Here is a 22,020-nt window from a genome sequence, read left to right as displayed (position 1 = left end):
GCCTTGCCTATATATTCTTGTCTCCGATAGCATCGACGTGACTAACACGCCATGACGAGCCACGAACGCGTAAAGGACAGTGCAGCATGGGCAAGGGAATATACGGCACGATCATGAAGCTGCTGCGGGCGGAGGATCTGCAGTGCAGGGTCGAGCGGGTGTGGATGCACACCGACACCATGAAGGCGCTGCGCATCAGCTCGCCCGAGTTCATTCGCGCCCACCGGCCCGCCGAGGGCGAGTACCTGCGCTGCTGGTTCCCAGAGCTGAACAACCCAGCTAAAGAAGTGATGCGCGGCTACACCCTAACCGATATCGACTATGACACCGGGGAGTTCACCCTCTACTTCCTGCTCCACGAACCTGCCGGGCCCGCGTGTGCGTGGGCCCAGACCGCTACAGAGGGCGATACATTCGACGCCGCCTACTATGGCTCCAGCCCCTTTCACGTGGAGGGTGCAGACCCCGATGGCTTCGTCTTCATTGCCGATGCCGCAGGTATCCCCTATGTCAACGCCCTTGCCGCGGACTTAGCGCCCCGCTTCCCTGTGCAGGTGTGGATGCTTGATTGGCACGCAACCGATCATGACATCCCCATCATGGAGCATGAGAATATCTCGGTGGAATGGGTGGCTCCCACCAGCGAGGCACTGCTGGAAAAGGCCCGCGGCTTCGACTGGGAGGGCTGGTATCCGCACCTTATTTGCGAAACGAAGGTGCTGCTCGCTACGCGACGCTACCTGCTGAAAAACGTGGGCATGAAAAAAGCCGACATGCACAACCACGCGTATTGGATTGCCGGCAAGGCGATGGGTACGAGCCGGGACGTCTCCCGCTCTGAAGACTAGGCGCCCGTACCGCTACCGCGGCTGACACAGCCGAGCCAGTGCGGCCGGGCCTAGGAAAAGACGAACACCGCAGGGAAATCCCTGCGGTGTTTCTATCTGAATCCGACGAGTGTCGGGCTTAGCGGAAGCGCTTAAGCCTTGTCCTCGGTGGACTCGGTGGTCTCAGCGGCCTCGGTCTCCTCGACCTCGGTCTCCTCAGCCTGAGCCTCTTCAGCCTTCTTGGAGGCTGCGGCGCGGGTGGCGCGCTCTGCCTCGGTGGAGACGGTGGGCTCGAGCACCAGCGAGATCTGGGACATCGGGGCGTTGTCGCCGCGACGGTTCTCCAGCTTGATGATGCGGGTGTAGCCGCCCTCGCGACCCTCGAACTGGGGAGCCAGCTCGTGGAAGAGGTGGAAGATGACATCCTTGTCCTGGATGTGCTTAGCAACGTTGCGGCGATCCGCGACGGTGCCCTTCTTGGCCTTGGTGATGAGCTTCTCCGCGTAGGGGCGCAGCAGCTTGGCCTTGGCGTGGGTGGTAACGATCTGCTCGTTCATGAACAGCTGGGCTGCCAGGTTCGCCAGAATCTTCTTCTGGTGAGAAGCCGAGCCGCCCAGACGGGCACCCTTCTTCGGGGTAGGCATAATGGTTCTCCTCGTATAGGAATGTTGTGAGCTTATTCCCGCCGCGGGCCCAGCCGTTTAGCGCTGGTGGGCGGCGGTTTCGCCCGGATATGTCTTACTCGGAATCTTCAGCGTCGGAGGCGTCAGTGTCCACGAAGTCGCCGGTCTCGGCGTCGTAGCCCTCGATTTGGGTGGGATCGAAGTCCTCCGGTGCGTCCTTGAGGGTCAGGCCCAGCCCTGCGAGCTTCACCTTGACCTCGTTGATGGACTTCTGACCGAAGTTGCGGATATCCAGCAGATCCGACTCGGTGCACTCTGCGAGCTCACCGACGGTGTGGATGTCCTGGCGCTTCAGGCAGTTGTAGGAGCGAACGGAGAAGTTCAGATCCTCGATGGCCACGCTGTAGGCGGCGATGTTCTCGGTCTCCTGCGGGGAGGGGCCGATCTCGATGCCCTCGGCGGCGGTGTTCAGCTCGCGGGCGAGACCGAACAGCTCCACCAGGGTCTTGCCGGCGGAGGCAAGAGCGTCGCGGGCGGTGATGGAGTTCTTGGTCTCCACATCGATGATGAGCTTGTCAAAGTCGGTGCGCTGCGCAACACGCGTTGCCTCAACCTTGTAGCTCACCTTGAGCACCGGCGAGTAAATCTGGTCCACGGGGATGCGGCCGATTTCCTTGCTGCCGTTGTACATGGTGGCGGGAACGTAGCCGCGGCCGCGCTCCACCACCATTTCGATGTCCAGACGACCCTGCTCATTCAGCGAGGCGATATGCAGATCCGGGTTGTGGATCTCCACGCCAGCCGGCGGCTGAATATCAGCTGCGGTGACCTCGCCTTCGCCTTCCTTGGACAGATACATCACAACCGGCTCGTCGGAGTCGGAGGACAGCACGAGGCCCTTGATGTTGAGGATGATGTCGGAGACATCTTCCTTCACACCCGAGATGGTGGTGAACTCGTGGAGCACACCGTCGATCTTGATGCTGGTCACGGCCGCGCCCGGGATGGACGACAGCAGGGTGCGACGCAGCGAGTTACCGAGGGTGTAGCCGAAGCCGGGCTCCAGCGGTTCGATCACGAAGCGTGAACGAGCCTGTTCCACGAACTCCTCGGTGAGGGTAGGGCGTTGCGAAATGAGCATGGGATAGAACTCCTTGTGTGGCGACCGCTATATGACGCCTGAGATAAGGAACATATGACGTTGTTGTGCTGCCGGTGCAACAACCACCTGGGTGGCATCGCACCAGCACGAGCACGTGAAGATTCCTCTTCGGTAATGGCGCCCCGCCGGCCGCTATGGGCCAGCGAGTGGCTGCTATTACTTCGAGTAAAGCTCGACGATGAGCTGCTCCTGCAGCGGAATGTCGATCTGGGCGCGCTCGGGCAACTGGTGCACGAGGATGCGCAGGGTGGAGGGCACGACCTGCAGCCATGCCGGAACGACGGCGTCCACCTGGTTGTCCTGGGCCTCGTCGAACCAGACCATCTTGCGGGACTTCTCACGGACATCGATGATGTCGTACTGAGAAACCTGGAAAGACGGAACGTTGATGTTCTTGCCGTTCACGGTGAAGTGACCGTGGGAGACAAGCTGACGAGCCTGACGACGCGTGCGGGCGAGGCCGGCACGGTAGACAACGTTGTCGAGACGGGACTCGAGCAGGATGAGCAGGTTGTCGCCGGTCTTGCCGGGCTGACGGTTCGCCTCTGCGTAGTAGCGGCGGAACTGCTTCTCCATGACGCCGTAGGTGAAACGAGCCTTCTGCTTCTCCTGCAGCTGCAGGAGGTACTCGGACTCCTTGATGCGAGCGCGGCCTGCCTGTCCCGGGGGGTACGGGCGACGCTCGAAGGACATATCTCCACCGACGAGGTCGACGCGGAGACGGCGGGACTTACGGGTTGCTGGGCCGGTATAACGAGCCATGAGTTTCTAACCTTCCTTTCCCGAATTCTTAAACGCGACGACGCTTCGGCGGACGGCAACCGTTGTGCGGCTGCGGAGTCACATCCGAGATCGAGAGAACCTCAAGGCCGGCGGCCTGGAGGGAGCGGATTGCGGTTTCGCGGCCCGAACCTGGGCCCTTGACGTAGACGTCAACCTTCTTCATGCCGTGATCCATTGCCTTACGGGCAGCGTTCTCGGCAGCCATCTGCGCAGCGAACGGGGTGGACTTACGGGAGCCCTTGAACCCGACGTGGCCGGAGGAGGCCCAGGAGATGACGGCACCATTCGGGTCCGTGATGGACACGATGGTGTTGTTGAAGGTGGACTTAATGTAAGCGGCACCCTGTGCCACATTCTTCTTTACGACGCGACGGCCAGAACGGCGAGCGCCGGAGCGAGTCTTTGGAGGCATTACTTCTTCTTTCCTGCGATCGTCTTCTTCGGGCCCTTACGGGTACGAGCGTTGGTCTTGGTGCGCTGACCGCGCACGGGCAGGCCACGACGGTGGCGCAGACCCTGGTAGCAGCCGATCTCGATCTTGCGACGGATGTCAGCCTGAACCTGGCGGCGGAGGTCACCCTCAACCTTCCACGAGTTCTCGATGACGTCACGCAGAGCAGAGATCTGCTCGTCGGTCAGAGCGTCGGTACGCAGGTCGGGAGAGATGCCAGTCTCTTCCAGCAGCTTGGCGGCGCGAGCCGGGCCAATGCCGTAAATGTAGGTGAGAGCGACCTCCATGCGCTTATTGCGCGGGAGGTCAACTCCAGCTAGACGTGCCATGAGGCATTACCTTTCCGGTTGTTACGGTGGTTTTCTCCCAACTCGTCCCCACCAGTTGACGCTTCGCCCGGATGCGGTGCCGGACTGTGGGCCAAGATACGTAGGGCTTCAGCCACCGATTGCCGAAGGTTGGTTGAGTGCCGAAGCTGCATCCGCCGCGAAGGCGCATACATGAGCAAGAACCCAACGTGAAATAACCGTCGGGTTCCGTCTCGCCTCGGGGCACTCGGTAGAGTTAGGAGGCTGTGAGTTTTACTTGTAGCGGTAGACGATGCGGCCGCGGGACAGGTCATAGGGAGACAGCTCCACTACCACGCGGTCCTCGGGCAGGATACGGATGTAGTGCTGACGCATCTTGCCACTGATGTGCGCGAGCACCTTGTGGCCGTTGTCCAGCTCTACTCGAAACATTGCGTTCGGAAGAGGCTCGATAATTCGACCCTCGACCTCAATTGCGCCTTCTTTTGCCATATCCTCAAACATTTCCCCAGCCACTGCTGTGGCCGGTTTGATGGTCGTCTGCTACATCGGTGCGACAGCCAAAGCAGTCACACCAAAGCGCAAGCATACCGTTTCTGCTGGAAATCGCAAAATGGCGGCGCCATCACGCGCTCGGGGCCGGCGAGTTTTAGTCTTTCTTGCCGGCGCGGAGGAGGGCATCGCCTTCGAGGCGGAAGATTTCTTGATCCTCCAGCGCCCCGCCGCCCATCCTGGTGTAGAAGGCGCGGCCATTGTCATTGTCTTTGGAGACATTCCACTCCATGCGGGCATAGCCGCGGTCCACGCATTCGGCGGCCAGCGAGCTCAGCAGCGCTTGGCCATAGCCCTTGCCGCGGTGCTCTTCGCGCACATAGAGATCTTCCATGTGAATGACGGGCGTGGATTCCCAAGTGGAGAATTTATAGAACCACAGGGCGAAGCCGGCGAGCCGCTCGGCGCCGTCTTCCTGAAGCACAGTCACCCGCGCCAAAGGGTACGGGCTAAAGAGGTGCTGTTCGAGACGCTCCTCGTTGGCACGTACGCCATTGGGAGCACCCTCGTGTTCAGCGAGGCAGTGGATGAGATCGAGGATCTCAGGGATGTCTGTGTCACGGGCGGGGCGGATCGTATAGTCCTGCATAACTATCCAGTGTAGCGATCTAGGCCACACTATGATGCCAGCAGCGCCGGAGCGCTGGCCCCGCCGCGCGTCAAAGGACGCTTATCGACGTACGGGACCGTTGGGAACGCCGTAGTCCACATCGCCCCACACGTAGACGAGATCGTTGATGTTGAGGTGGTTGTAGAACCGCTCGGACTCGCGCATCGGCACGTGCACGCAACCGTGGGAGAGCACCTCGGGGTCACCGCCGTGGAAGGCGATGCCGTTGTAGGTGAAGTACACGGAGTTCGGCATGGGAGCGTTGAAGAACTCGCGCGAGACCTCGTCCTTGACCTTGCGGTTCACATAATGGCGGCCGGGCGGGGTGTCATAGCCATCGGCGCCGGTGGAGATGCGAATGACGTCGCTGACGCGGTGACCCTTGCCGTCTTGCAGCCATGCCACCTGCTTATCAGCGTCCACGCAGGCACGTGCCTCCTTCGGGCACGGGCTGGGAGTGGGGCGCGGGCTCGGCGCCGGAGCGGGCTGCGGGGCCGGAGCGGGGGCCGGGTTCGGGGCGGGGCGCGGGCCGGAGTGACGGGCGATGATGCCCGGATAGACGGCCTCGAGGGTGCGGTCTACGGCGTCCTTGGCCTGCTGTGCCAGCGGTGCCGGCAGCAGCTGATCGGCGCTGCGGTGCAGATCACCGCGGGTGCGCCATGCCTGGGCCTCGCCCTGGGCCTGGAAATCGGACTGGGTGGGGATGGTGAAGTCATCGAGACCCGGCAGCTGGAACTGGGAGGAGCCGAAGTCCGGCACCATGTTGTCGAGGCCGAAGGGAAGCTGTGCCTGCGCGGCCGGAGCCAGCGGGAGAGCAACAGCGAGGGTGGCACAGACGGCGGTAGCGCCGCGCACGAGTCGAGCACCAACACCGCGGCCCGAGGAGTGACGAGAGCCCATAGGAATGTAGACGTCCTTTTCTTCAAGCGACACCTCCGATGGGTGCCGCGATGTGTATTTCAAGCCCACCCTATCTGATTACACTCAGGTTGGGCCATATTTGTGGAATCTTATCCCCTTATCGTGCAGTGCAGTCAAGGGGACACGCCTTAGGAGAAGTCCCCCTCCGGGCGCGTGGTAAGAATGCGCGGCCCCGCGGCGGTGGCGGCAACAGTATGCTCCCAGTGGGCGGCGGGCGAGCCGTCCTCGGTGACCACCGTCCAGTTATCCTCCAGCACCTCCGAATAGGCAGTGCCGCCAGCAAGCATGGGTTCGATCGCCAGCACGGAGCCCTCCTGGATCAGCGGCCCCCTATTGCCCCGACCCTCATTGGCAAGGAAGGGATCCTCGTGCATGGTGCGCCCGATTCCGTGGCCGCCGTAGCCATCCACGATGAACAGCTCCACATTGAATTTCTTCTCGGCCGCGCGGGTGGCCATCTCGAGGGCGTGGGAGATATCGGTGAGCCGATTGCCCGGCACCATGGCCTCGATGCCCTGGCGTAGCACCCATGCCGTGGCCTCGTTGAGCGCGGAGGTGGCGTCGTCAAGCTCCCCGATGCCGAAGCTGAGGGCGGAGTCGCCGACCCAGCCGTTATAGGTCGCGCCGCAGTCGATGGAGACGAGATCGCCGGGCTGCAGGATGGTCTCCGCGTTGGGGATGCCGTGCACAATGGCGTCGTTGACGGAGGCGCAGATGGATGCCGGGAAGCCCTCGTAGCCGAGGAAGGTGGGGGTGGCGCCGTGATCGCGGATGACGGTCTCGGCGATGCGGTCGAGCTCGAGCGTGCTCATGCCCTCGCGGGCGGCGGCGCGCACCTCGTGCAGGGCGTGGCCGACGATAGCGCCTGCGGCCGCCATCTTCTCTAGCTGCTCGGGGGTTTTGGCGGGAATCTTTCGGTTGTTCTTGCGACGCGCCATGGGCGGCGTTCTCCTTTGGTTCTTGGTTAGGGGTCGGCACAGCACAACGCCGACCATCCTCTCGAGGAGAGGAGGCCGGCGGAGGCGAGAGACAAACTTATTTTCCGAGGGCGCTCATGGCGCGCTCGTTGATCTCTTCGATGCTGCCTTCAGCTTCGACGGTGTAGACGCTGTCGCCGTAGTAGTCGATCACGGGAGCGGTCTGCTCGCGGTAGACCTCCATGCGGGTGCGGATGGTCTCCTCGTTATCGTCGGCGCGACCGCGGGCGAGCATGCGCTCGACCACGACGTCCTCGGATACCTGGAAGTTCAGCACGCCGTCGACATCCACGCCCTGCTTCTGCAGCATCTCAGCCAGCAGGTCGGCCTGCTCGGTAGTGCGGGGGAAGCCGTCCAGCAGGAAGCCCTCGCTGGCGTCGTCCTCGGCGAGGCGGGATTCCACCATGCGGGCGGTCACCTCGGTGGGGACGAGCTTGCCGGCGTCGATATAGCTTTTCGCCTCTACGCCCAGCGGGGTTCCTTCGCCAATATTTGCTCGGAATAGATCACCGGTGGAGATGTGCGGAACACCCAGCTTCTCGGAGAGAATCGCAGCTTGGGTGCCCTTGCCTGCACCGGGAGGGCCTAGGAGAACGAGTCGCATTACTTCAAGAATCCTTCATAGTTGCTTTGCAGGAGCTGACTCTCAATCTGCTTGACGGTGGTCAGAGCCACCGAGACAAGAATCAGAAGTGCGGTACCACCAAAGGGAGTTGCACCTGCGTCTATGTTACCAACTCCGAGGTCCAGCATGATGTTCGGCAACACGGCGATGATGCCCAGATAGGCCGCACCCACGAAGAGCAGTCGATTCATCACATAGCCCAAGTACTGGGCGGTGGGACGCCCGGGGCGAATGCCCGGCACGAAGCCGCCGTACTTCTTCATGTTCTCGGCCTGCTCGTAGGGGTCGTACTGCACCGAGACGTAGAAGTAAGAGAAGAACACGATGAGCACAAAGTAGAGCACGATGTACTGCCAGGAGGAGGGGGTCTGCAGGTGCGCGATCACATTGCGCATCCACCAGTTATCCGGCGGCGTGGGGTTATTGGAGTTCACGATCTGGGTGATCAGCACCGGCATGTAAATCAGCGAGGAGGCGAAGATCACCGGGATCACGCCACCCTGGTTCACCTTGAGCGGCAGGTAGGTGGAGGTGCCACCGTATTGGCGGCGGCCCACCATGCGCTTGGCGTACTGCACCGGGATGCGGCGCTGGCCCTGCTCGATGAAGACCACGCCGATCACCAGCAGGATCACCGCGGCGAGCACGACACCGAAGACCACCCCACCGGAGGATTGCAGGATGTTCATGCCGTCGGTGGGCAGACGCGTGGCGATACCGGCGAAGATCAGCAGCGACATACCATTGCCGATGCCGCGTTCGGTGATGAGCTCGCCGAGCCACATCACCAGCACCGCACCGGAGGTCATCACCACAACCAGCATGAGCAGGGTGAAGATATTCGAATCTTCCACCAGCACGCGCTGGCCTTGGCCCAGTAGCTGCTCGCGATCGGCGAGCGCCACGATGCCGGCGGATTGCAGCAGCGCCAACGCCACCGTGAGGTAGCGGGTGTACTGCATCATCGTGGATTGGCCTGATTGGCCTTCCTTTTTGAGCTCCTCGAATCGCGGGATCACCACTGTGAGCAGCTGCACGATAATCGACGCCGTAATGTAGGGCATGATGCCGATGGCGAACACCGAGAGCTGCAGCAGCGCACCGCCGGAAAACAGGTTAATCAGCGAGTACACGCCGGAGTTTTCCGAGGCGATCTCATGCAGCCGTGCGCTGATCTCGCGATAGTCCACGCCGGGCGAGGGGATCTGTGCACCGATGCGGTACAGCACGACCATCGCGAGCGTGAACAGAATCTTCTTTCGCAGATCAGCGTCCTTGAAGGCCGAGACAATGGCGGACACTAATAATCCTCCTGTACACCCCTAGCTCGATCTGCGGCGGCTATGCCGCGCCCGATCGAGGACATCAGGGACGTAGTAACAAATACCTAACTGGACGAATCAGCGCACGCACCAAGCTCGCGTGCCTGAGATCAAGAGTTAACAACGGTGCCACTTTACCAGCAATGCTCGCCGGCACCGATATTGCGTACTCACCACACCCTAACCTTGAGGGGGAATCCCCGCTCAGCAGGGCCGCGCGCTTATCGACGCAGCCCTCGCTCGGCCATCGTATGGGAGATAACAAAGCCGCCAGCCTCAGCTACTGCTGGGACTGGCGGCTTCCACACTCTTCACGCCCCGCGCACGGCGCGGGACTGAGGGGTGCTACTGAGCCTCGGCGACAGAGCCGCCGGCGGCCTCGATCTTTTCCTTGGCGGAACCGGAGAACTTCTGGGCGGTCACGTTGACCTTCACAGAGATCTCGCCGTTGCCGAGCACCTTAACGGGCTGGTTCTTGCGCACCAGGCCGGCTTCCACGAGATCGGCAACGGTGACGTCGCCGCCCTGCGGGAAAGCCTTCTCGATGTCTGCAACGTTGACCACCTGGAAGATGACCTTGTTGCGGGCCTTGAAGCCCTTGAGCTTCGGCAGGCGCATGTGGATGGGCATCTGGCCACCCTCGAAACCTGCTGGCACCTGCTTACGAGCCTTGGTGCCCTTGGTACCGCGGCCAGCGGTGGTGCCCTTGGAGGCATTACCGCGACCCACGCGGGTCTTGGCCTTCTTCGCGCCCTTCGCCGGGCGCAGATCGTGGAGCTTAATAGGTTCGCTCATGAGTTATCTACTCCCCTGCTACTTCTTCGACCTCGACCATGTGGCGAACGGTGTTGATGTAGCCACGAACGATCGGGGTGTCCGGGCGAACAACAACATTGTTCGGGCGCTTCAGGCCGAGGCTGCGCAGCGTGTCACGCTGATTCTTCTTAGCACCGACGGTGCTTTTGGTCATGGTGATCTTGAGGGCCATGATTTAAGCCTCCTGACCTGCGCGTGCGCGCAGCATACGGGCCGGGGTGACCTCTTCGATGCTCTTGCCGCGGCGGGCAGCGACCTCTTCGGGGCGCACGAGCTGCTTGAGGGCATCCACGGTGGCGTGGACAACGTTGATGGCGTTGTCCGAGCCGAGAGACTTGGACAGGATGTCCTGCACGCCAGCGCACTCCAGCACCGGGCGGGCAGCGCCACCAGCGATCACACCGGTACCGGGGGCAGCGGGGCGAAGCATAACGACGCCTCCTGCGGCCTCACCCTGAACCGGGTGGGTGATGGTGCCGGCAATCATCGGGACGCGGAAGAAGTTCTTACGAGCTTCCTCGGCACCCTTCTGGATAGCGGCGGGAACTTCCTTGGCCTTGCCGTAGCCAACGCCGACCATGCCCTGGCCGTCGCCGACGATCACGAGAGCGGTGAAGCTGAAGCGACGACCACCCTTCTGGACCTTGGACACGCGGTTGATGGTGACAACGCGCTCCAAGTACTGCGAGCGCTCGTCCTGCTGGTTGCGGTCATTGCGACGACCACCGCGGCGGTCGTTGCGGTTGTTCTTCTGGTTCTCGTCGGCGGTGCGTCCGCCGTCGCGCCGTTCACGTCCTGGCATTACGCGATCCTTCCGTTGTTGAACTTATCTGCGGTGATCATTAGAAGTTCAGACCACCTTCACGAGCGCCATCGGCCAAAGCCGCAACGCGGCCGTGGAACTGGTAGCCACCACGGTCGAAGACAACCTTCTCAATGCCGGCAGCCTTGGCGCGCTCGGCGACGAGCTTGCCCACAGCGGTGGCCTTGGCCTTCTTGTCGCCCTCCATCTCGCGGATGGACTGATCCATCGAGGATGCAGCGGCCAGGGTGTGGCCGGCCAGGTCGTCGATGACCTGAACGTGCATGTGACGGGAGGAACGGTGGACGACGAGACGCGGTGCCTCGGGGGTACCGCGCAGCTTCTTGCGCAGACGGAAGTGACGACGGGCACGAGCCTGACGACGACGGGTAGAGATGTCCTTGCCGACAGGAACGCGCTTGTTCTCTGCAGTGTTGCTCATTACTTACCTGTCTTTCCGAGCTTGCGGCGGACCTGCTCACCCTCGTAGCGGATGCCCTTACCCTTGTAGGGGTCATCCTTACGCAGACGACGGATGTTAGCGGCGACCTGGCCGACCTGCTGCTTGTTGATACCGGAGATCGAAAGCTTGGTGTTGCCATCGACCGCGAAGGTGATGCCCTCGGGGGCCTCAACCAGCACGGGGTGGCTGTAGCCGAGAGAGAACTCGAGGTTCTGGCCCTTGGCCTGCACACGGTAACCAACACCGAAGATTTCCATCTTGATGGTGTAGCCCTCGGTCACGCCCACAACCATGTTGTTCACGAGAGAGCGGGACAGACCGTGCAGGGAACGGTGCTTACGGTGATCATCGGGGCGGGAGACAATAATCTGGTTGTCTTCCACGGCAACGGTGATCGGGGCCGGGATGTCCTGGGACAGAGTGCCCTTGGAGCCCTTGACCTCAACGTGCTGGCCGTCGATCTTGATGTCAACGCCGCTGGGGATGGCGATGGGAGCTTTACCAATACGAGACATATTTAGATTCCCTCCCTCTTACCAGACGTAGGCGAGGACTTCTCCGCCTACGCCCTTCTCGTGAGCCTGGCGGTCAGTGAGCAGCCCCTGGGATGTGGAGATAATCGCCACACCGAGGCCACCGAGAACCTGCGGCAGGTTGGTGGACTTTGCGTACACGCGCAGACCGGGCTTGGACACGCGACGAACGCCGGAAATGGAACGCTCACGGGCGGAGGAATACTTCAGATCCAGGGTGAGGGTCTTGCCAACCTTGGCGTCCTCCACCTTGTAATCCTTGATATAACCCTCTTGCTTGAGGATGCCCGCGATGTTCGCCTTCAGCTTGGAAGACGGCATGGACACGGTCTCGTGGTACGCGTGATTAGCGTTACGAATGCGAGACAGCATGTCTGCAATGGGATCAGTCATGGTCATAAGACTTAGACCTTGATACCTTTCTCGTTGCGGTTCCTAATTCACCCAAGAACCGTTGTCAGCTGTCACTAGGGAGCCGGCGACTCTGGCGCTTCCACGCACTCAATAGTGGGAAAGCTCGCTGCCTTGCGCTCACGAACGCTGGACGTTATGGGGCGAATATAAGGCCTACAACAAAGTAGGAACGTACAAAATAAAAGGATCTCGCGGGATCTCGCGAGTCCAAGAATGAAATGATACACACCCCCAGCCTGCGGGTCAAGACGTTTCAGCACGTCACCGCTCTCGGTCGGGGTAGTGCATCTAGCGCTGGAGCTCGTGTTGCAGGGCGTCGAGTTCCCCGCCGCCGGACATCTCCAGGGTGAGGGTGTCGACATCCACGTCCTCGCGCCGCGCCTGCAGCGTCTGCTTGCCGAGGGTGAGCACCACAAACCTATCTCCCACCAGCAGCGCATGCTTGGGATTGTGGGTGATGAAGATGACGGCGGTGCCCTGCTCCCGGGCCTTGGCAATGAACTTCAGCACCATGCCGGACTGTTTTACGCCCAACGCGGCGGTGGGCTCATCCAAAATCACTACGCGGGCGCCAAAGTAGATGGCCCGAGCGATGGCCACCACTTGGCGCTGGCCGCCGGACAGCGAGGAGACGGGCGCGTCGATATCGGGGATGACAATGCCCATGCGTTCCAGCTCCGTGGCGGCGATGCGCTTCATCTTCCCCTCATTGATCAACCCCCAGCGATTGCTGATTTCCTGGCCGAGGAAGAAGTTGCGCCACACACTCATCTGGCCCACCACGGCCAAGTCCTGGTACACGGTGGCGATACCGGCTGCGAGAGCATCGGCCGGGGAGGTGAAATGCGTCGGGGTGGCGTCGACAAGCATCGTGCCCGAGGTGTGGGGATGCAGGCCGGCCAGAATTTTGATCAGCGTGGATTTGCCGGCGCCATTATCGCCCAGCACGCAGGTGACCTCGCCGGGCACCACCTGCAGATTGATCGAGCGAAGCGCGTCGAAGGCGCCGTATTTTTTGCTGACGTCGTGCAGCTCAATGATCGGGTCCATGGGCTATTTCTTTTCCGTGTATTTCGCGACGCCGAGGTTCGTCATCACGGCGAACAGCAGCATGGCGCCGAGGAAGAACTTGAACCAGTCCGGGTTCCACCCGGCGTAGACGATGCCTTGGTTGGTCATGCCGAAAATCAGGGCGCCGATAGCGGTGCCCACGGCGGTGCCTTTGCCGCCATTCATCGCGCAGCCGCCGATAACGGCCGCAATAATATAGAGGAACTCATTGCCCACGCCCTGGCCCGCCTGGATGGAGTCGAAGGCGAAGAGATTGTGCATGCCCACAAACCATGCGGCGAAACCAACGAACATGAACAGGATGATCTTGGTGCGGCGCACCGGCACGCCCACGGCATGGGCGGCGTCTTGGTTGCCGCCGACGGCGAAGATCCAGTTACCAAACTTGGTTTTAAACAGCAGGATCGACGCCAGCGCCACGAAGCCGATCCACCAGAACACCGTCACCCGTACCTGCACCCCAGCGACATTGACATTGGAGGCAAACACCATGTTCGCGGAGTAGAAACCCTCCATATCCGCGATGGTGGGGGTGGCCACCGCGCCGGTGACGAGCTTGGTGATGGCCAAGTTCAGCCCCTGCAGCATGAGGAAGGCGCTCAGCGTGATGAGAAAGGAGGGGATGCCGGTGGTGGTCGTGAGATAGCCGTTGAGCGCGCCGATGGCCAGCGCAATCAGCAGCGCAATGCCCGCCCCCACCCAGGAGTTCAGGTGCAGATTGTAATTGAGCATCGTGGCGGCCAAGGCTGCGGTCGTCACGGCGACACCGGAGGAGAGGTCGAATTCATCGCCAATCATGAGCATGCCCACCGCCAGGGCCATGATGCCCATCGTGGACGATGCATAGAGCACCGTGGCCAGCGACTCAAAAGAGCGGAAGGGTGGGGCCACGATCATGAAGAGCGTGAAAATCACGATGGCGCCGAGCAGGCTCGCTAGCTCGGGGCGGCGAATGAGTTTCTGAAAGAAGGAGCGCTGCAGCATGCGTTCATCGGCGGCGCTCGCCGCGGCGGTGTCGCTCATCGCAGGCCCGCCTTTGCCGCTGCGGCGATGGCATCAACATTGCTGGCATCCACGAAGGAGGGGCCGGTATAAACCGGCCGGCCACCGCCCACGGTGGTGCCATTGCGCATATTCAGCCACAGCGAATCCACGGCCAGATAGCCCTGCAGATAGGGCTGCTGGTCCACTGCCCACTCGATGTCCCCAGCGGTGATGGCGCTCACCAGTTCCGCGTTGGTGTCGAAGGTAGAGATCGTGGCCTCGGAACCGGCCTGCTCCTTGGATTTCACGGCGGCCAGCGCGACTGGGGCCACCAGCCCCATCACCCAATCGATACTCGGATCCTCCGTGAGTTTCGCCTGCAGAGTAGAGGTGACGGAGGTGAGGTCCATGCCATTGACATAGAGAATCTCCACCGAACCGCCGGCACCGGCCTTCTCGAGGCCCTTCTTCACTCCCTCGCAGCGCGCCTCTTGGGAGGAATTGCCCTGCTCGTGGATCACACAGAGCACATTCGATGCATTATCTGCGGCGAGGCGCTCGCCGGCGAGCTCGCCGGCCACGGATTCATCCTGGCCGAAGAAGCCGCTCAGACCGTAGTTCTGATACTCGTTCATGCCGGCGTTGAGTCCCACGACGGGAATGCCGGCATCCACGGCGTTCTGGGCGGCGGGGCCGATCGCCTGCGCATTCGGCAGGGTGACAGCAATGCCGTCTACCCCGGCATCCACCGCCGACTTCACTAGGTTCGCCTGATTGGGCGCCTGCGGATCGGAGGAGTAGCGCAGCTCAATATTGCTCTTCTTGGCCGCATCCTCCGCGCCCTTGCGCACCAGATCCCAGAAGGTATCGCCCGGCGCGCCGTGGCTGACCATCGCCACCACCGCGCGATCGGTATCGGCCCCGCCGAAGCCGGGGCCGCCGCCCGTGCCACCGCCGGAGTCGCTGGGACGCGGGGCGCCGCCGGTGGAGGAACAGGCGCTCAGCAGCAGCGCCAGCACCCCGAGGAGGGCCATGAGAATAGTGGCGGGGGAGGTGGCGTGCCGCGAGAAAGGCACGGACACACGGTGGGAAAGACCTAGCATAACTATTGATTCAACGGAAGCGCCCTCCCCGCTGTCAAATGCGTTTGCCCAGCTCATACGCTATTTCTTGAACGATTAAGAATGGCTGTTCTGGCCTTTTAGCGCACTGCCCTGCGAGCAAACTCCACCCGCGAGCACACCCTCACACCCCGCCCCGGAGCTCGCGGGCCGCGCATCTGCTGCCACCCTGCCGCCGCGCCATACACCAGAAGAGGGGCATTCCCCGTGTCTCCACGGCCACATCCCTAGCCCTAAGTATTAGCGTAGCCTAACCTTGAAATTAGGTGCGTATGAATACTTTTCCTAGTTCAGTGAGGTGGTACTTGTGCCTGATCCCCGCTCCCACGACTCTCAGCTCGCCCTTGAGGTCACAGACCTTCGCTGCGAGCGAGGCTCGGCGAAAAAGCGCGTCCCCGTACTCAAAGGCGTGAACCTGCACATAGCGTCTGGGGAGATTGTTGCGGTCTTAGGTGCCAATGGCGCCGGTAAGACCACTCTCATCAATGTGCTGTCCACTCTCCTTCCCGCATCCTCCGGCACGGCGCGGGTGGCGGGCCTCGATGTCACGACCCAGCCCGCCGAGGTGCGGCGTCACATCAGCATGACGGGGCAGTTCGCCACGGTGGATGAGCGGCTCACCGGAGCGGAAAACCTCATCTACTTCGCCCGGCTCGCGGGACTGTCTCGCAGCGCCGCCACCGCCCGCACCACCGAGCTGCTCAGCGAGTTCCAGCTGGACGCCGCCGCCGATCGCCGGGTGGCGGATTATTCCGGCGGTATGCGCCGCCGGCTGGACATCGCCATCTCTCTCGCCGTCCCGCCCACGCTGCTCTTCCTGGATGAGCCGACCACCGGCCTCGACCCGACGGCGCGGGCCCATGTGTGGGAACTCATCACCCGGCTCAGCAATGAGGGCACCTCCATTTTGCTCACCACGCAATATCTCGACGAGGCCGATAGTCTCGCGGATCGTATCGCGGTGCTTGCCGACGGCGTGGTGATTGATGAGGGCACTCCCACCGAGCTTAAGAGCCGTTATGGCATGCTCATCTGCGAGGTGAGCATGGATAGCGCCGCCCACGCCGAGAAGCTCTGCATGCAGGCCCACAAGGCCGGGCTATCCGCCCAAGTGGAACACACCTGCGTGCGGACTGAAGCACCCCGTGGGCACCGCGATCTCGTTCACCTGCTCGGTCTCTGGGAGGGCGAGGACAGCAGCATCGTGGACGTGGCGCTCACCCCGCCCTCGCTCGATGATGTCTACGCCGCCATTGCCGATAGCGGCGATGTGGCCGGACAGCACATCACGTCCTCCTCCAGCAGCGAGCAGCCTGCGAATACGGGCAGCGACCGGCGGGGGCGGCCATGAGCTCCACTCGCATCCACCATCCCCTCGAGGCGACTCCACGGCCCTTCGGGGCGATCGCCAGCATCTGGAAACGAGACATGCTGCGATTGCTGCGCAATCAGGCGGCGATGATCTCCAGCATCATGATTCCGTCGATATTTATGCTCGCGTTCTATGCGTCCTTTGCTCGCTCCGCGGAGCACTTTATGGATAGCTATGCCGACTTCATCCTTCCGTCCGCCGTCACCCAGGCGATCATTTTCACCGCCGGTGGCTCCTGCCTAGCCGTCGCCGAGGATAAGGAAGATGGTTTCTACTCTCGCCTGCTCAGCATGCCTGTGCCTTCCTGGTCGATTGTGGCCGGCCGGCTCTTGGCCGATCTCACCCGCATGACCTGGTCTGGGGCGATACCGTTGGCGCTCGCATTTCTGCTTGGGGCGCGCTTTCACGGCGGCATCGGTGCCGCCGCGCTCTTCCTGCTCGCCCTCGCCCTCATTACTGTGGTGCTCTCCGCGGCGATCGACGGGCTGGTGCTCATCACCGCCCATCCGGTGTCCACCGCGCTCACCTTCCAAGGGCTCACCATCGCGATACTCTTGCTATCCACCGCCTTCGTCCCTGCGGACGCCCTGCCGGGGCATGTGGGGACGGTAGTCGCCCATATTCCGCTCTCTCCCATCTTGGATTCCTTGCGCGCACTCGCCGCGGCCGAACCACTGGGCTCCACCGGGGTGGAGGCCGCAGTGTGGCTGATCGTGCTCAGCGCGGCCGGATTCTGGGGATTTAGTACTGCGCTCAGGAGGGGCCATGTCTCTTAAGCTCACGTCTCTCATGCTGCATACGCGACGCCGTATTCTGCGCACCATCAGAGATCGCGCCAGCATGTCCGCAACACTGCTCACCCCCGTGGTGATGTTTCTGATCATGCGCATTCTCTTTGGTGATCTCATCGCCGCCTCCCAAGGCCGCACCAGCCCCGATCTCGCGGCGGTGTGCCTGCTCATGGTGCTCGGTGCCCAGTGGATGAACTCCACCTACTGCGCCTCCGAAACCGTCCGCGAGCGCACCTCCGGATTCACTGCCCGCATCGCCGTTAGCCCGGGCGGCACCGTCCCCTTGGTGTGCGGCGAGACCCTCTATTATGCGATTCGCTTCCTCTCCGCAGCATTGGCGACGCTCATAGTGGGCGTGGCTGCTGGGGCGCGTTTCCACGGCGCGGCGACCATCACCGTTGTGCTGCTGGCAATCGTGATCTCCTCGCTGGTGTCGGCGCTCATGGCCACGTGGATGGCGTATTCCACCACCAATCCGGAATCGCTGATGATGGTCACCCCACTGCTGATGACGCTGCTCTTCCTCTCGGCTGGAGTGGTGGGAACAGACAGCTTTGTCGAGCCCGTACAACCCTTCGTGCGGCATAACCCCATCACGCATCTCGTGGAGGGGGTCACTGCCCTCAGCGCTGAGAGCGATCCTGGCAATCACCTGCTCATTGCTCTCGCGTGGGCGGTCGGCGCCGGGGTGATCTTCCTCATCGGCGCGAGCCGCACCTACTCCCGCGCCCAGACGCAGCTGAGCTAAATGCGGCCTCCACTGTGTCTCATATCACCATTGCCTTGGGTGGGACGACCTGCTAGAAGTGAAAGAGCGCGTGTTCTTCTCCGCCCGAGGCGCTAGCGGGACACGCAGGACACACTATTTTTATCCGCACTAGGAAGGAGCGACGGCCCCTATGTTTGACCAACAACAGGTGAAGCAGAAGCTGTCGCCGTACCTTGTTCTCACGCGGATTCAGAGCTCGATTATCTAGATCGACATTCCGCCGCAGGGTACGGCAGACAGCACACACCGACTGTCTCCTCCCCGCGGTTTCTTCTTTCCGCTCCCCGTCTACCTCCTCCCCAGCATCGTCTCTGCTGCCGCTGCGCGAGACGAGCAGGCGAGGTGGCGTCGATAAGCGGCCCTGCTACTGCGGCACAGGACCGAGACAGCGGTGTGGTCACCACCCACCGATACTCACTTAGCTCATCGAAGGAGAGCACCTATGTCACCACAGCGCAGACGACGCGGCCGCCGCAGAAGAGATCCCGAGATCCGTTCGCTGCAGCCGCACTCCCCCATCGTGAAGAACTTCGCCTCAGAGATCGAGGACGGGGTTCTGCTCCAGGCCCAGCAGCTGGCCGCGATGCCCTTCGTGCACCCGCACGTGGCACTCATGCCAGATGCCCACATCGGACTCGGCTCCTCTGTGGGATGCGTATTCGGCACGATCGACGCCGTCATCCCCGCAGCCGTGGGCGTGGATATTGGCTGCGGCATGATCGGCGTGCGCACCCAGTTCAGTGCCGCCGATCTTGCCGGCCGCAACCTCGAGCAGCTGCGCGACGCCGTCGAGGCCGCCATTCCCCTCTCGCCGGGAAACTACAACGACTGGCAGCTTGCGGACAGCGCCGACGCTCGCTGCCGCGAACTCAACGAGCTCGCCGAGGCCGACGATGTAGATCTGAGCCACTCCCCGCAGTGGCGGCAGCAGCTCGGCTCGCTCGGCGGCGGAAACCACTTCATCGAGCTCTGCCTCGACGAGGAGGAGCGGGTGTGGATGTTTCTGCACTCCGGCTCGCGGGGTGTGGGCAACCAGATCGCCCGCATGCACATCCGTATCGCCCAGCAGCTCATGGACCGCTGGTGGATTCCGCTGCCCAATAAGGATGTGGCCTATCTGGTCGATGGCACGCCCGAGTTCGATCGCTACATCAAGGATCTCACCTGGGCGCAGCGCTTCGCCTATCTCAACCGCGAAGAAATGATGGATCGCTTTGCCCGCTGCCTCGGGGAGTTCCTCGGTGCCGCGGTGGTGGAGGAGGAGCGCATTAACTGCCACCACAACTACACCGAGAAGGAGGAGCACTTCGGGCGCACCGTGTGGCTCACCCGCAAGGGCGCCATCCGCGCCGATGCGGGCAGTCTCGCCCTCATCCCGGGCTCGATGGGCACGGCCAGCTATGTCGTGGAGGGAAAGGGCAATGCAGTAGCGCTGCGGTCCGCACCCCACGGGGCGGGACGTCGCTTCTCTCGCAGCGAAGCGCGCCGGCGCTTCACCGTCGAGGATCTGGACCAGCGCATGGGCGGGATCGTCTACCGCCACGGCGATGCCTGGGTGGACGAGATTCCCGATGCCTATAAGGACATCGACGCGGTGATGGCCGACTCCGCCGAGTTGGTCCACATCCGACACACCCTGCGCCAGGTGCTCAACATCAAGGGCACCTAGCGCCGCAGCGAGAAGCGCCCCGGGCGGCGCGGCACGCACAGCATCGCGCCGCGCCGCCCTTAACGCTGTTCAATCATCGCCGGTATAGTCACCACACGTGGGTTATTACAGCATCAAAATGCACGCCAGTGCGCACGGCCAGCACATTTCGGGAGCTGAGCGCATCCTGCCGAAGGAGCAGCTCGCGGAGATGGCAGAGATCCTCGTCACGCGCGCACTGACCCACCCCAAGGGGCAGGCTGCGGAGATCTCGCTGCACGCCACGGCGGTAGCAGAGGAGCAGATCGTCACCGTGCCCGCGCTCGAAACCAGCACGGTGCCCACTGACTCCCCGGCCGCGGCCGACGCGGTGATCGCCGAGGTTCTCAGCGAGGTGGGCGTGGCGGATGCCGACCCCTTCGTGCGGCTATTGCGCGAGGTCTCGGGGCTGCGCGGGGCGATGATCGCCGATGCCGCCACCGGCGCCCGGCGCGAACCCGATCCCCAGCGCGGGGTGCGAGTATCCACCTTCGATGCCACCGCCAGCTCGATGTCTGCGGAGAAAGAACACTATCGCGAGGCACTCACCCTCGCCTCCAAAGCCCTGAGCGCACCCGGCATTGTGGCGGAGCTGTGCATGTCTGATGACCCCGACTACACCACCGGCTATATCGCCACCGCGGGCCACTACCGGCGCCTGTTGAACATGAAAGAGCAGGGCAGCACACGTGGTACCCGCGTCCTTATATATAGGGGTACGGACGCGGATCTCGCGGCGACAATTAACTATCTTGAGAACATCCCAGTATTAGTTGAATTATGAGCACACTCTCCCACCACTCCCGCGCCGCCAATCAGGTGTGGTCCGCCGAGGGCCTGGCACGCCAGATTCACACCTTCGACGGCTCGCAGCAGCCGCGCGGCACGATCGACGGCGAGTACTATCTCCAGTTCTCCAGCTCGGACTATCTGGGGCTCTCCACTCACCCGCGCATGCGCGAGGCAGCCACCACCGCCATTGAGCACTATGGCACCGGCTCGGGCGGCTCGCGCCTGACCACCGGCACCACCATGCACGGCGCCCTCGAACGGGAGCTGGCCGAGCATTTCGGCTATGAGGACGCAGTGTGGTTCGGCAGCGGCTACCAGGCCAATCTCTCCACCATCGCCACGTTGGCTCAGCTTGCCGGCAGTGAATTAACGATCTTCTCGGATGCGCTCAATCACGCCAGCCTTATCGACGGCATCCGCATGGCGCGGCACACCGCCGGCTGCCGGGTGACTGTCTTCCCGCACGCCGACTATGACGCGCTCTCCGAGCTGACTGCCACCTGCCCCACCACCTTCGGGCTCATTGTCTCCGATGGGGTGTTCTCCATGTCCGGCGCGGTCGCCGATCACGCCCGCTTGGAGGAGATCGCGCTCAGCCGCGGCATGTGGCTACTCGTGGACGATGCCCACGGTGTGGGCGCCCTCGGCGAACACGGCCGGGGTAGCCTCGACGGTATCTCTCGCCCCGATGTGCTCATCGGTACCGCCTCCAAGGCGCTGGGCTGTTCCGGCGGTTATGTGCTCTGCGATGAAGACACCGCCACCCTGCTGCGCAACCGGGCCCGCAGCTTCGTGTTTTCCACGTCCTCCCCGCCGGCCACGGTGGCCGCCGCCCGCACCGCCCTGGAGATCCTCACGCAGGAGCCGGAGCACCAGCAGCGCTTGCACGACAATATTGCTTATCTGCGCGCGGGCCTGGCCGAACAGGGGCTGCCCAGCCCCGGGATCTCGCCCATCGTGCCGGTGGTGATCGGGGATGAGCGCGAGGCCATGGCTGTCAGCGAGGCGCTGAAACAACGCCAGATTTTCTGCAATGCCATTCGCTACCCCACCGTGGCCCGCGGCGCCGCCATGCTCCGCCTCACGGTGCAGGCGACGATGGAACATGAGGATATCGACGCCCTTCTCGCCGCCCTCGCTGAGGTGCGCGGCGTCTAGATACCCGCCGCGCGCGAGCCCCATGCCGCAGCCGGATACGCGGTGGTGAAGGCGGGCTATGCAGCGATTCCGGCGCGCCTCGGCGT

27 protein-coding genes are annotated in these 22,020 nt (G+C 62.7%); 7 read left to right on the top strand and 20 right to left on the bottom strand.

The features are described from left to right. Positions 1-86: 86 nt before the first annotated feature. The gene (locus KRX12_RS10470) at positions 87-848 is read left to right on the top strand and encodes a siderophore-interacting protein (protein ID WP_218366584.1); all 762 of its coding nucleotides are present in this window, start codon (positions 87-89) and stop codon (positions 846-848) included. A gap of 131 nt (positions 849-979) precedes the next feature. On the opposite strand, the gene rplQ is transcribed toward KRX12_RS10470, so the two are convergent. The 20 genes from rplQ to KRX12_RS10370 form a co-directional block, all read right to left on the bottom strand. Then, positions 980-1,471 carry a 50S ribosomal protein L17 gene (gene rplQ / locus KRX12_RS10465; RefSeq protein WP_151528914.1) on the bottom strand — a complete coding sequence of 164 codons (492 nt, stop codon included), beginning with the start codon at positions 1,469-1,471 and terminating at the stop codon, positions 980-982. Between the two features lie 94 nt (positions 1,472-1,565). Next, the gene (locus KRX12_RS10460) at positions 1,566-2,591 is read right to left on the bottom strand and encodes a DNA-directed RNA polymerase subunit alpha (RefSeq protein ID WP_218364474.1); all 1,026 of its coding nucleotides are present in this window, start codon (positions 2,589-2,591) and stop codon (positions 1,566-1,568) included. 177 nt (positions 2,592-2,768) lie between these two features. Then, positions 2,769-3,374 carry a 30S ribosomal protein S4 gene (gene rpsD / locus KRX12_RS10455; protein WP_151528916.1) on the bottom strand — a complete coding sequence of 202 codons (606 nt, stop codon included), beginning with the start codon at positions 3,372-3,374 and terminating at the stop codon, positions 2,769-2,771. Positions 3,375-3,402: 28 nt separating this feature from the next. Continuing rightward, on the bottom strand, positions 3,403-3,807 hold the full coding sequence (gene rpsK / locus KRX12_RS10450; RefSeq protein WP_018018725.1) for a 30S ribosomal protein S11: 405 nt from the start codon (positions 3,805-3,807) through the stop codon (positions 3,403-3,405). Next, positions 3,807-4,175: a 30S ribosomal protein S13 gene (gene rpsM / locus KRX12_RS10445; protein WP_018018724.1), complete on the bottom strand. Its 369-nt coding sequence runs from the start codon at positions 4,173-4,175 to the stop codon at positions 3,807-3,809. Before rpsM ends, rpsK begins: the two co-directional genes overlap by 1 nt. 252 nt (positions 4,176-4,427) lie before the next feature. Then, complete coding sequence (infA, locus tag KRX12_RS10440; RefSeq protein ID WP_012359610.1) at positions 4,428-4,646, bottom strand: translation initiation factor IF-1; 219 nt, start codon at positions 4,644-4,646, stop codon at positions 4,428-4,430. A gap of 157 nt (positions 4,647-4,803) precedes the next feature. Next, the gene (locus KRX12_RS10435) at positions 4,804-5,295 is read right to left on the bottom strand and encodes a GNAT family N-acetyltransferase (RefSeq protein ID WP_218366583.1); all 492 of its coding nucleotides are present in this window, start codon (positions 5,293-5,295) and stop codon (positions 4,804-4,806) included. A gap of 81 nt (positions 5,296-5,376) precedes the next feature. Further along, positions 5,377-6,216, bottom strand: a complete 840-nt coding sequence (locus KRX12_RS10970; protein WP_218366582.1) for a L,D-transpeptidase — start codon at positions 6,214-6,216, stop codon at positions 5,377-5,379. Positions 6,217-6,365: 149 nt separating this feature from the next. Continuing rightward, positions 6,366-7,175, bottom strand: coding sequence for a type I methionyl aminopeptidase (gene map, locus KRX12_RS10425; protein WP_218366581.1), 810 nt, complete (start codon positions 7,173-7,175; stop codon positions 6,366-6,368). A 97-nt stretch (positions 7,176-7,272) separates the two neighbouring features. Further along, entirely contained in the window at positions 7,273-7,818 is a 546-nt protein-coding gene (locus KRX12_RS10420; RefSeq protein WP_151528920.1) for an adenylate kinase, read from the bottom strand. After that, entirely contained in the window at positions 7,818-9,140 is a 1,323-nt protein-coding gene (secY, locus tag KRX12_RS10415) for a preprotein translocase subunit SecY (protein WP_151528921.1), read from the bottom strand. Before secY ends, KRX12_RS10420 begins: the two co-directional genes overlap by 1 nt. A 366-nt stretch (positions 9,141-9,506) precedes the next feature. Next, complete coding sequence (gene rplO / locus KRX12_RS10410; protein ID WP_151528922.1) at positions 9,507-9,956, bottom strand: 50S ribosomal protein L15; 450 nt, start codon at positions 9,954-9,956, stop codon at positions 9,507-9,509. A 7-nt stretch (positions 9,957-9,963) separates the two neighbouring features. Then, a complete protein-coding gene (gene rpmD / locus KRX12_RS10405; protein ID WP_151528923.1) occupies positions 9,964-10,149 on the bottom strand; it encodes a 50S ribosomal protein L30 in 186 nt (61 codons plus the stop codon). 3 nt (positions 10,150-10,152) lie between these two features. Continuing rightward, entirely contained in the window at positions 10,153-10,779 is a 627-nt protein-coding gene (rpsE, locus tag KRX12_RS10400) for a 30S ribosomal protein S5 (RefSeq protein WP_151528924.1), read from the bottom strand. Positions 10,780-10,819: 40 nt separating this feature from the next. Beyond that, entirely contained in the window at positions 10,820-11,221 is a 402-nt protein-coding gene (gene rplR, locus KRX12_RS10395; RefSeq protein ID WP_151528925.1) for a 50S ribosomal protein L18, read from the bottom strand. Then, entirely contained in the window at positions 11,221-11,757 is a 537-nt protein-coding gene (gene rplF / locus KRX12_RS10390) for a 50S ribosomal protein L6 (protein WP_218364480.1), read from the bottom strand. The genes rplR and rplF overlap by 1 nt, the downstream gene beginning before the upstream one ends. 18 nt (positions 11,758-11,775) lie before the next feature. After that, a complete protein-coding gene (gene rpsH / locus KRX12_RS10385) occupies positions 11,776-12,174 on the bottom strand; it encodes a 30S ribosomal protein S8 (RefSeq protein WP_151528927.1) in 399 nt (132 codons plus the stop codon). Between the two features lie 303 nt (positions 12,175-12,477). Further along, on the bottom strand, positions 12,478-13,239 hold the full coding sequence (locus KRX12_RS10380) for an ATP-binding cassette domain-containing protein (protein ID WP_218366580.1): 762 nt from the start codon (positions 13,237-13,239) through the stop codon (positions 12,478-12,480). Positions 13,240-13,242: 3 nt separating this feature from the next. Further along, positions 13,243-14,244: an ABC transporter permease gene (locus tag KRX12_RS10375; protein ID WP_218364877.1), complete on the bottom strand. Its 1,002-nt coding sequence runs from the start codon at positions 14,242-14,244 to the stop codon at positions 13,243-13,245. 35 nt (positions 14,245-14,279) lie between these two features. Then, a complete protein-coding gene (locus KRX12_RS10370) occupies positions 14,280-15,278 on the bottom strand; it encodes a substrate-binding domain-containing protein (protein ID WP_218364876.1) in 999 nt (332 codons plus the stop codon). 394 nt (positions 15,279-15,672) lie between these two features. Here KRX12_RS10370 and KRX12_RS10365 point away from each other — a divergent pair, with 394 nt between their 5' ends. From KRX12_RS10365 to KRX12_RS10340, 6 genes are all read left to right on the top strand, one after another. Then, positions 15,673-16,716, top strand: a complete 1,044-nt coding sequence (locus KRX12_RS10365; protein ID WP_370625583.1) for an ATP-binding cassette domain-containing protein — start codon at positions 15,673-15,675, stop codon at positions 16,714-16,716. Then, positions 16,713-17,513, top strand: a complete 801-nt coding sequence (locus KRX12_RS10360) for an ABC transporter permease (protein WP_218364484.1) — start codon at positions 16,713-16,715, stop codon at positions 17,511-17,513. Before KRX12_RS10365 ends, KRX12_RS10360 begins: the two co-directional genes overlap by 4 nt. Next, positions 17,503-18,276, top strand: coding sequence for an ABC transporter permease (locus KRX12_RS10355; RefSeq protein ID WP_218366578.1), 774 nt, complete (start codon positions 17,503-17,505; stop codon positions 18,274-18,276). Before KRX12_RS10360 ends, KRX12_RS10355 begins: the two co-directional genes overlap by 11 nt. A gap of 463 nt (positions 18,277-18,739) precedes the next feature. Next, entirely contained in the window at positions 18,740-19,966 is a 1,227-nt protein-coding gene (locus KRX12_RS10350) for an RtcB family protein (protein ID WP_218364488.1), read from the top strand. Between the two features lie 97 nt (positions 19,967-20,063). Continuing rightward, entirely contained in the window at positions 20,064-20,768 is a 705-nt protein-coding gene (locus KRX12_RS10345; RefSeq protein WP_218366577.1) for a 6-carboxyhexanoate--CoA ligase, read from the top strand. Then, a complete protein-coding gene (locus tag KRX12_RS10340) occupies positions 20,765-21,934 on the top strand; it encodes an 8-amino-7-oxononanoate synthase (RefSeq protein ID WP_218364493.1) in 1,170 nt (389 codons plus the stop codon). Before KRX12_RS10345 ends, KRX12_RS10340 begins: the two co-directional genes overlap by 4 nt. The last annotated feature ends 86 nt before the right edge of the window (positions 21,935-22,020 follow it).

It is taken from the genome of Corynebacterium sp. TAE3-ERU2 (assembly GCF_019209955.1).
In the GTDB taxonomy this organism is placed as follows: Bacteria; Actinomycetota; Actinomycetes; order Mycobacteriales; family Mycobacteriaceae; genus Corynebacterium; species Corynebacterium megadyptis.
This window is presented reverse-complemented; position numbering and strand designations above follow the sequence as displayed.

Bases quoted from the DNA above. Each gene is read 5' to 3' on its own strand.
- KRX12_RS10470 (WP_218366584.1), top strand. From the start codon at position 87: ATGGGCAAGGGAATATACGGCACGATCATGAAGCTGCTGCGGGCGGAG.
- rplQ (WP_151528914.1), bottom strand. From the start codon at position 1,471: ATGCCTACCCCGAAGAAGGGTGCCCGTCTGGGCGGCTCGGCTTCTCAC.
- KRX12_RS10460 (WP_218364474.1), bottom strand. From the start codon at position 2,591: ATGCTCATTTCGCAACGCCCTACCCTCACCGAGGAGTTCGTGGAACAG.
- rpsD (WP_151528916.1), bottom strand. From the start codon at position 3,374: ATGGCTCGTTATACCGGCCCAGCAACCCGTAAGTCCCGCCGTCTCCGC.
- rpsK (WP_018018725.1), bottom strand. From the start codon at position 3,807: ATGCCTCCAAAGACTCGCTCCGGCGCTCGCCGTTCTGGCCGTCGCGTC.
- rpsM (WP_018018724.1), bottom strand. From the start codon at position 4,175: ATGGCACGTCTAGCTGGAGTTGACCTCCCGCGCAATAAGCGCATGGAG.
- infA (WP_012359610.1), bottom strand. From the start codon at position 4,646: ATGGCAAAAGAAGGCGCAATTGAGGTCGAGGGTCGAATTATCGAGCCT.
- KRX12_RS10435 (WP_218366583.1), bottom strand. From the start codon at position 5,295: ATGCAGGACTATACGATCCGCCCCGCCCGTGACACAGACATCCCTGAG.
- KRX12_RS10970 (WP_218366582.1), bottom strand. From the start codon at position 6,216: ATGGGCTCTCGTCACTCCTCGGGCCGCGGTGTTGGTGCTCGACTCGTG.
- map (WP_218366581.1), bottom strand. From the start codon at position 7,175: ATGGCGCGTCGCAAGAACAACCGAAAGATTCCCGCCAAAACCCCCGAG.
- KRX12_RS10420 (WP_151528920.1), bottom strand. From the start codon at position 7,818: ATGCGACTCGTTCTCCTAGGCCCTCCCGGTGCAGGCAAGGGCACCCAA.
- rplO (WP_151528922.1), bottom strand. From the start codon at position 9,956: ATGAGCGAACCTATTAAGCTCCACGATCTGCGCCCGGCGAAGGGCGCG.
- rpmD (WP_151528923.1), bottom strand. From the start codon at position 10,149: ATGGCCCTCAAGATCACCATGACCAAAAGCACCGTCGGTGCTAAGAAG.
- rpsE (WP_151528924.1), bottom strand. From the start codon at position 10,779: ATGCCAGGACGTGAACGGCGCGACGGCGGACGCACCGCCGACGAGAAC.
- rplR (WP_151528925.1), bottom strand. From the start codon at position 11,221: ATGAGCAACACTGCAGAGAACAAGCGCGTTCCTGTCGGCAAGGACATC.
- rplF (WP_218364480.1), bottom strand. From the start codon at position 11,757: ATGTCTCGTATTGGTAAAGCTCCCATCGCCATCCCCAGCGGCGTTGAC.
- rpsH (WP_151528927.1), bottom strand. From the start codon at position 12,174: ATGACCATGACTGATCCCATTGCAGACATGCTGTCTCGCATTCGTAAC.
- KRX12_RS10380 (WP_218366580.1), bottom strand. From the start codon at position 13,239: ATGGACCCGATCATTGAGCTGCACGACGTCAGCAAAAAATACGGCGCC.
- KRX12_RS10375 (WP_218364877.1), bottom strand. From the start codon at position 14,244: ATGCTGCAGCGCTCCTTCTTTCAGAAACTCATTCGCCGCCCCGAGCTA.
- KRX12_RS10370 (WP_218364876.1), bottom strand. From the start codon at position 15,278: ATGGCCCTCCTCGGGGTGCTGGCGCTGCTGCTGAGCGCCTGTTCCTCC.
- KRX12_RS10360 (WP_218364484.1), top strand. From the start codon at position 16,713: ATGAGCTCCACTCGCATCCACCATCCCCTCGAGGCGACTCCACGGCCC.
- KRX12_RS10355 (WP_218366578.1), top strand. From the start codon at position 17,503: ATGTCTCTTAAGCTCACGTCTCTCATGCTGCATACGCGACGCCGTATT.
- KRX12_RS10350 (WP_218364488.1), top strand. From the start codon at position 18,740: ATGTCACCACAGCGCAGACGACGCGGCCGCCGCAGAAGAGATCCCGAG.
- KRX12_RS10340 (WP_218364493.1), top strand. From the start codon at position 20,765: ATGAGCACACTCTCCCACCACTCCCGCGCCGCCAATCAGGTGTGGTCC.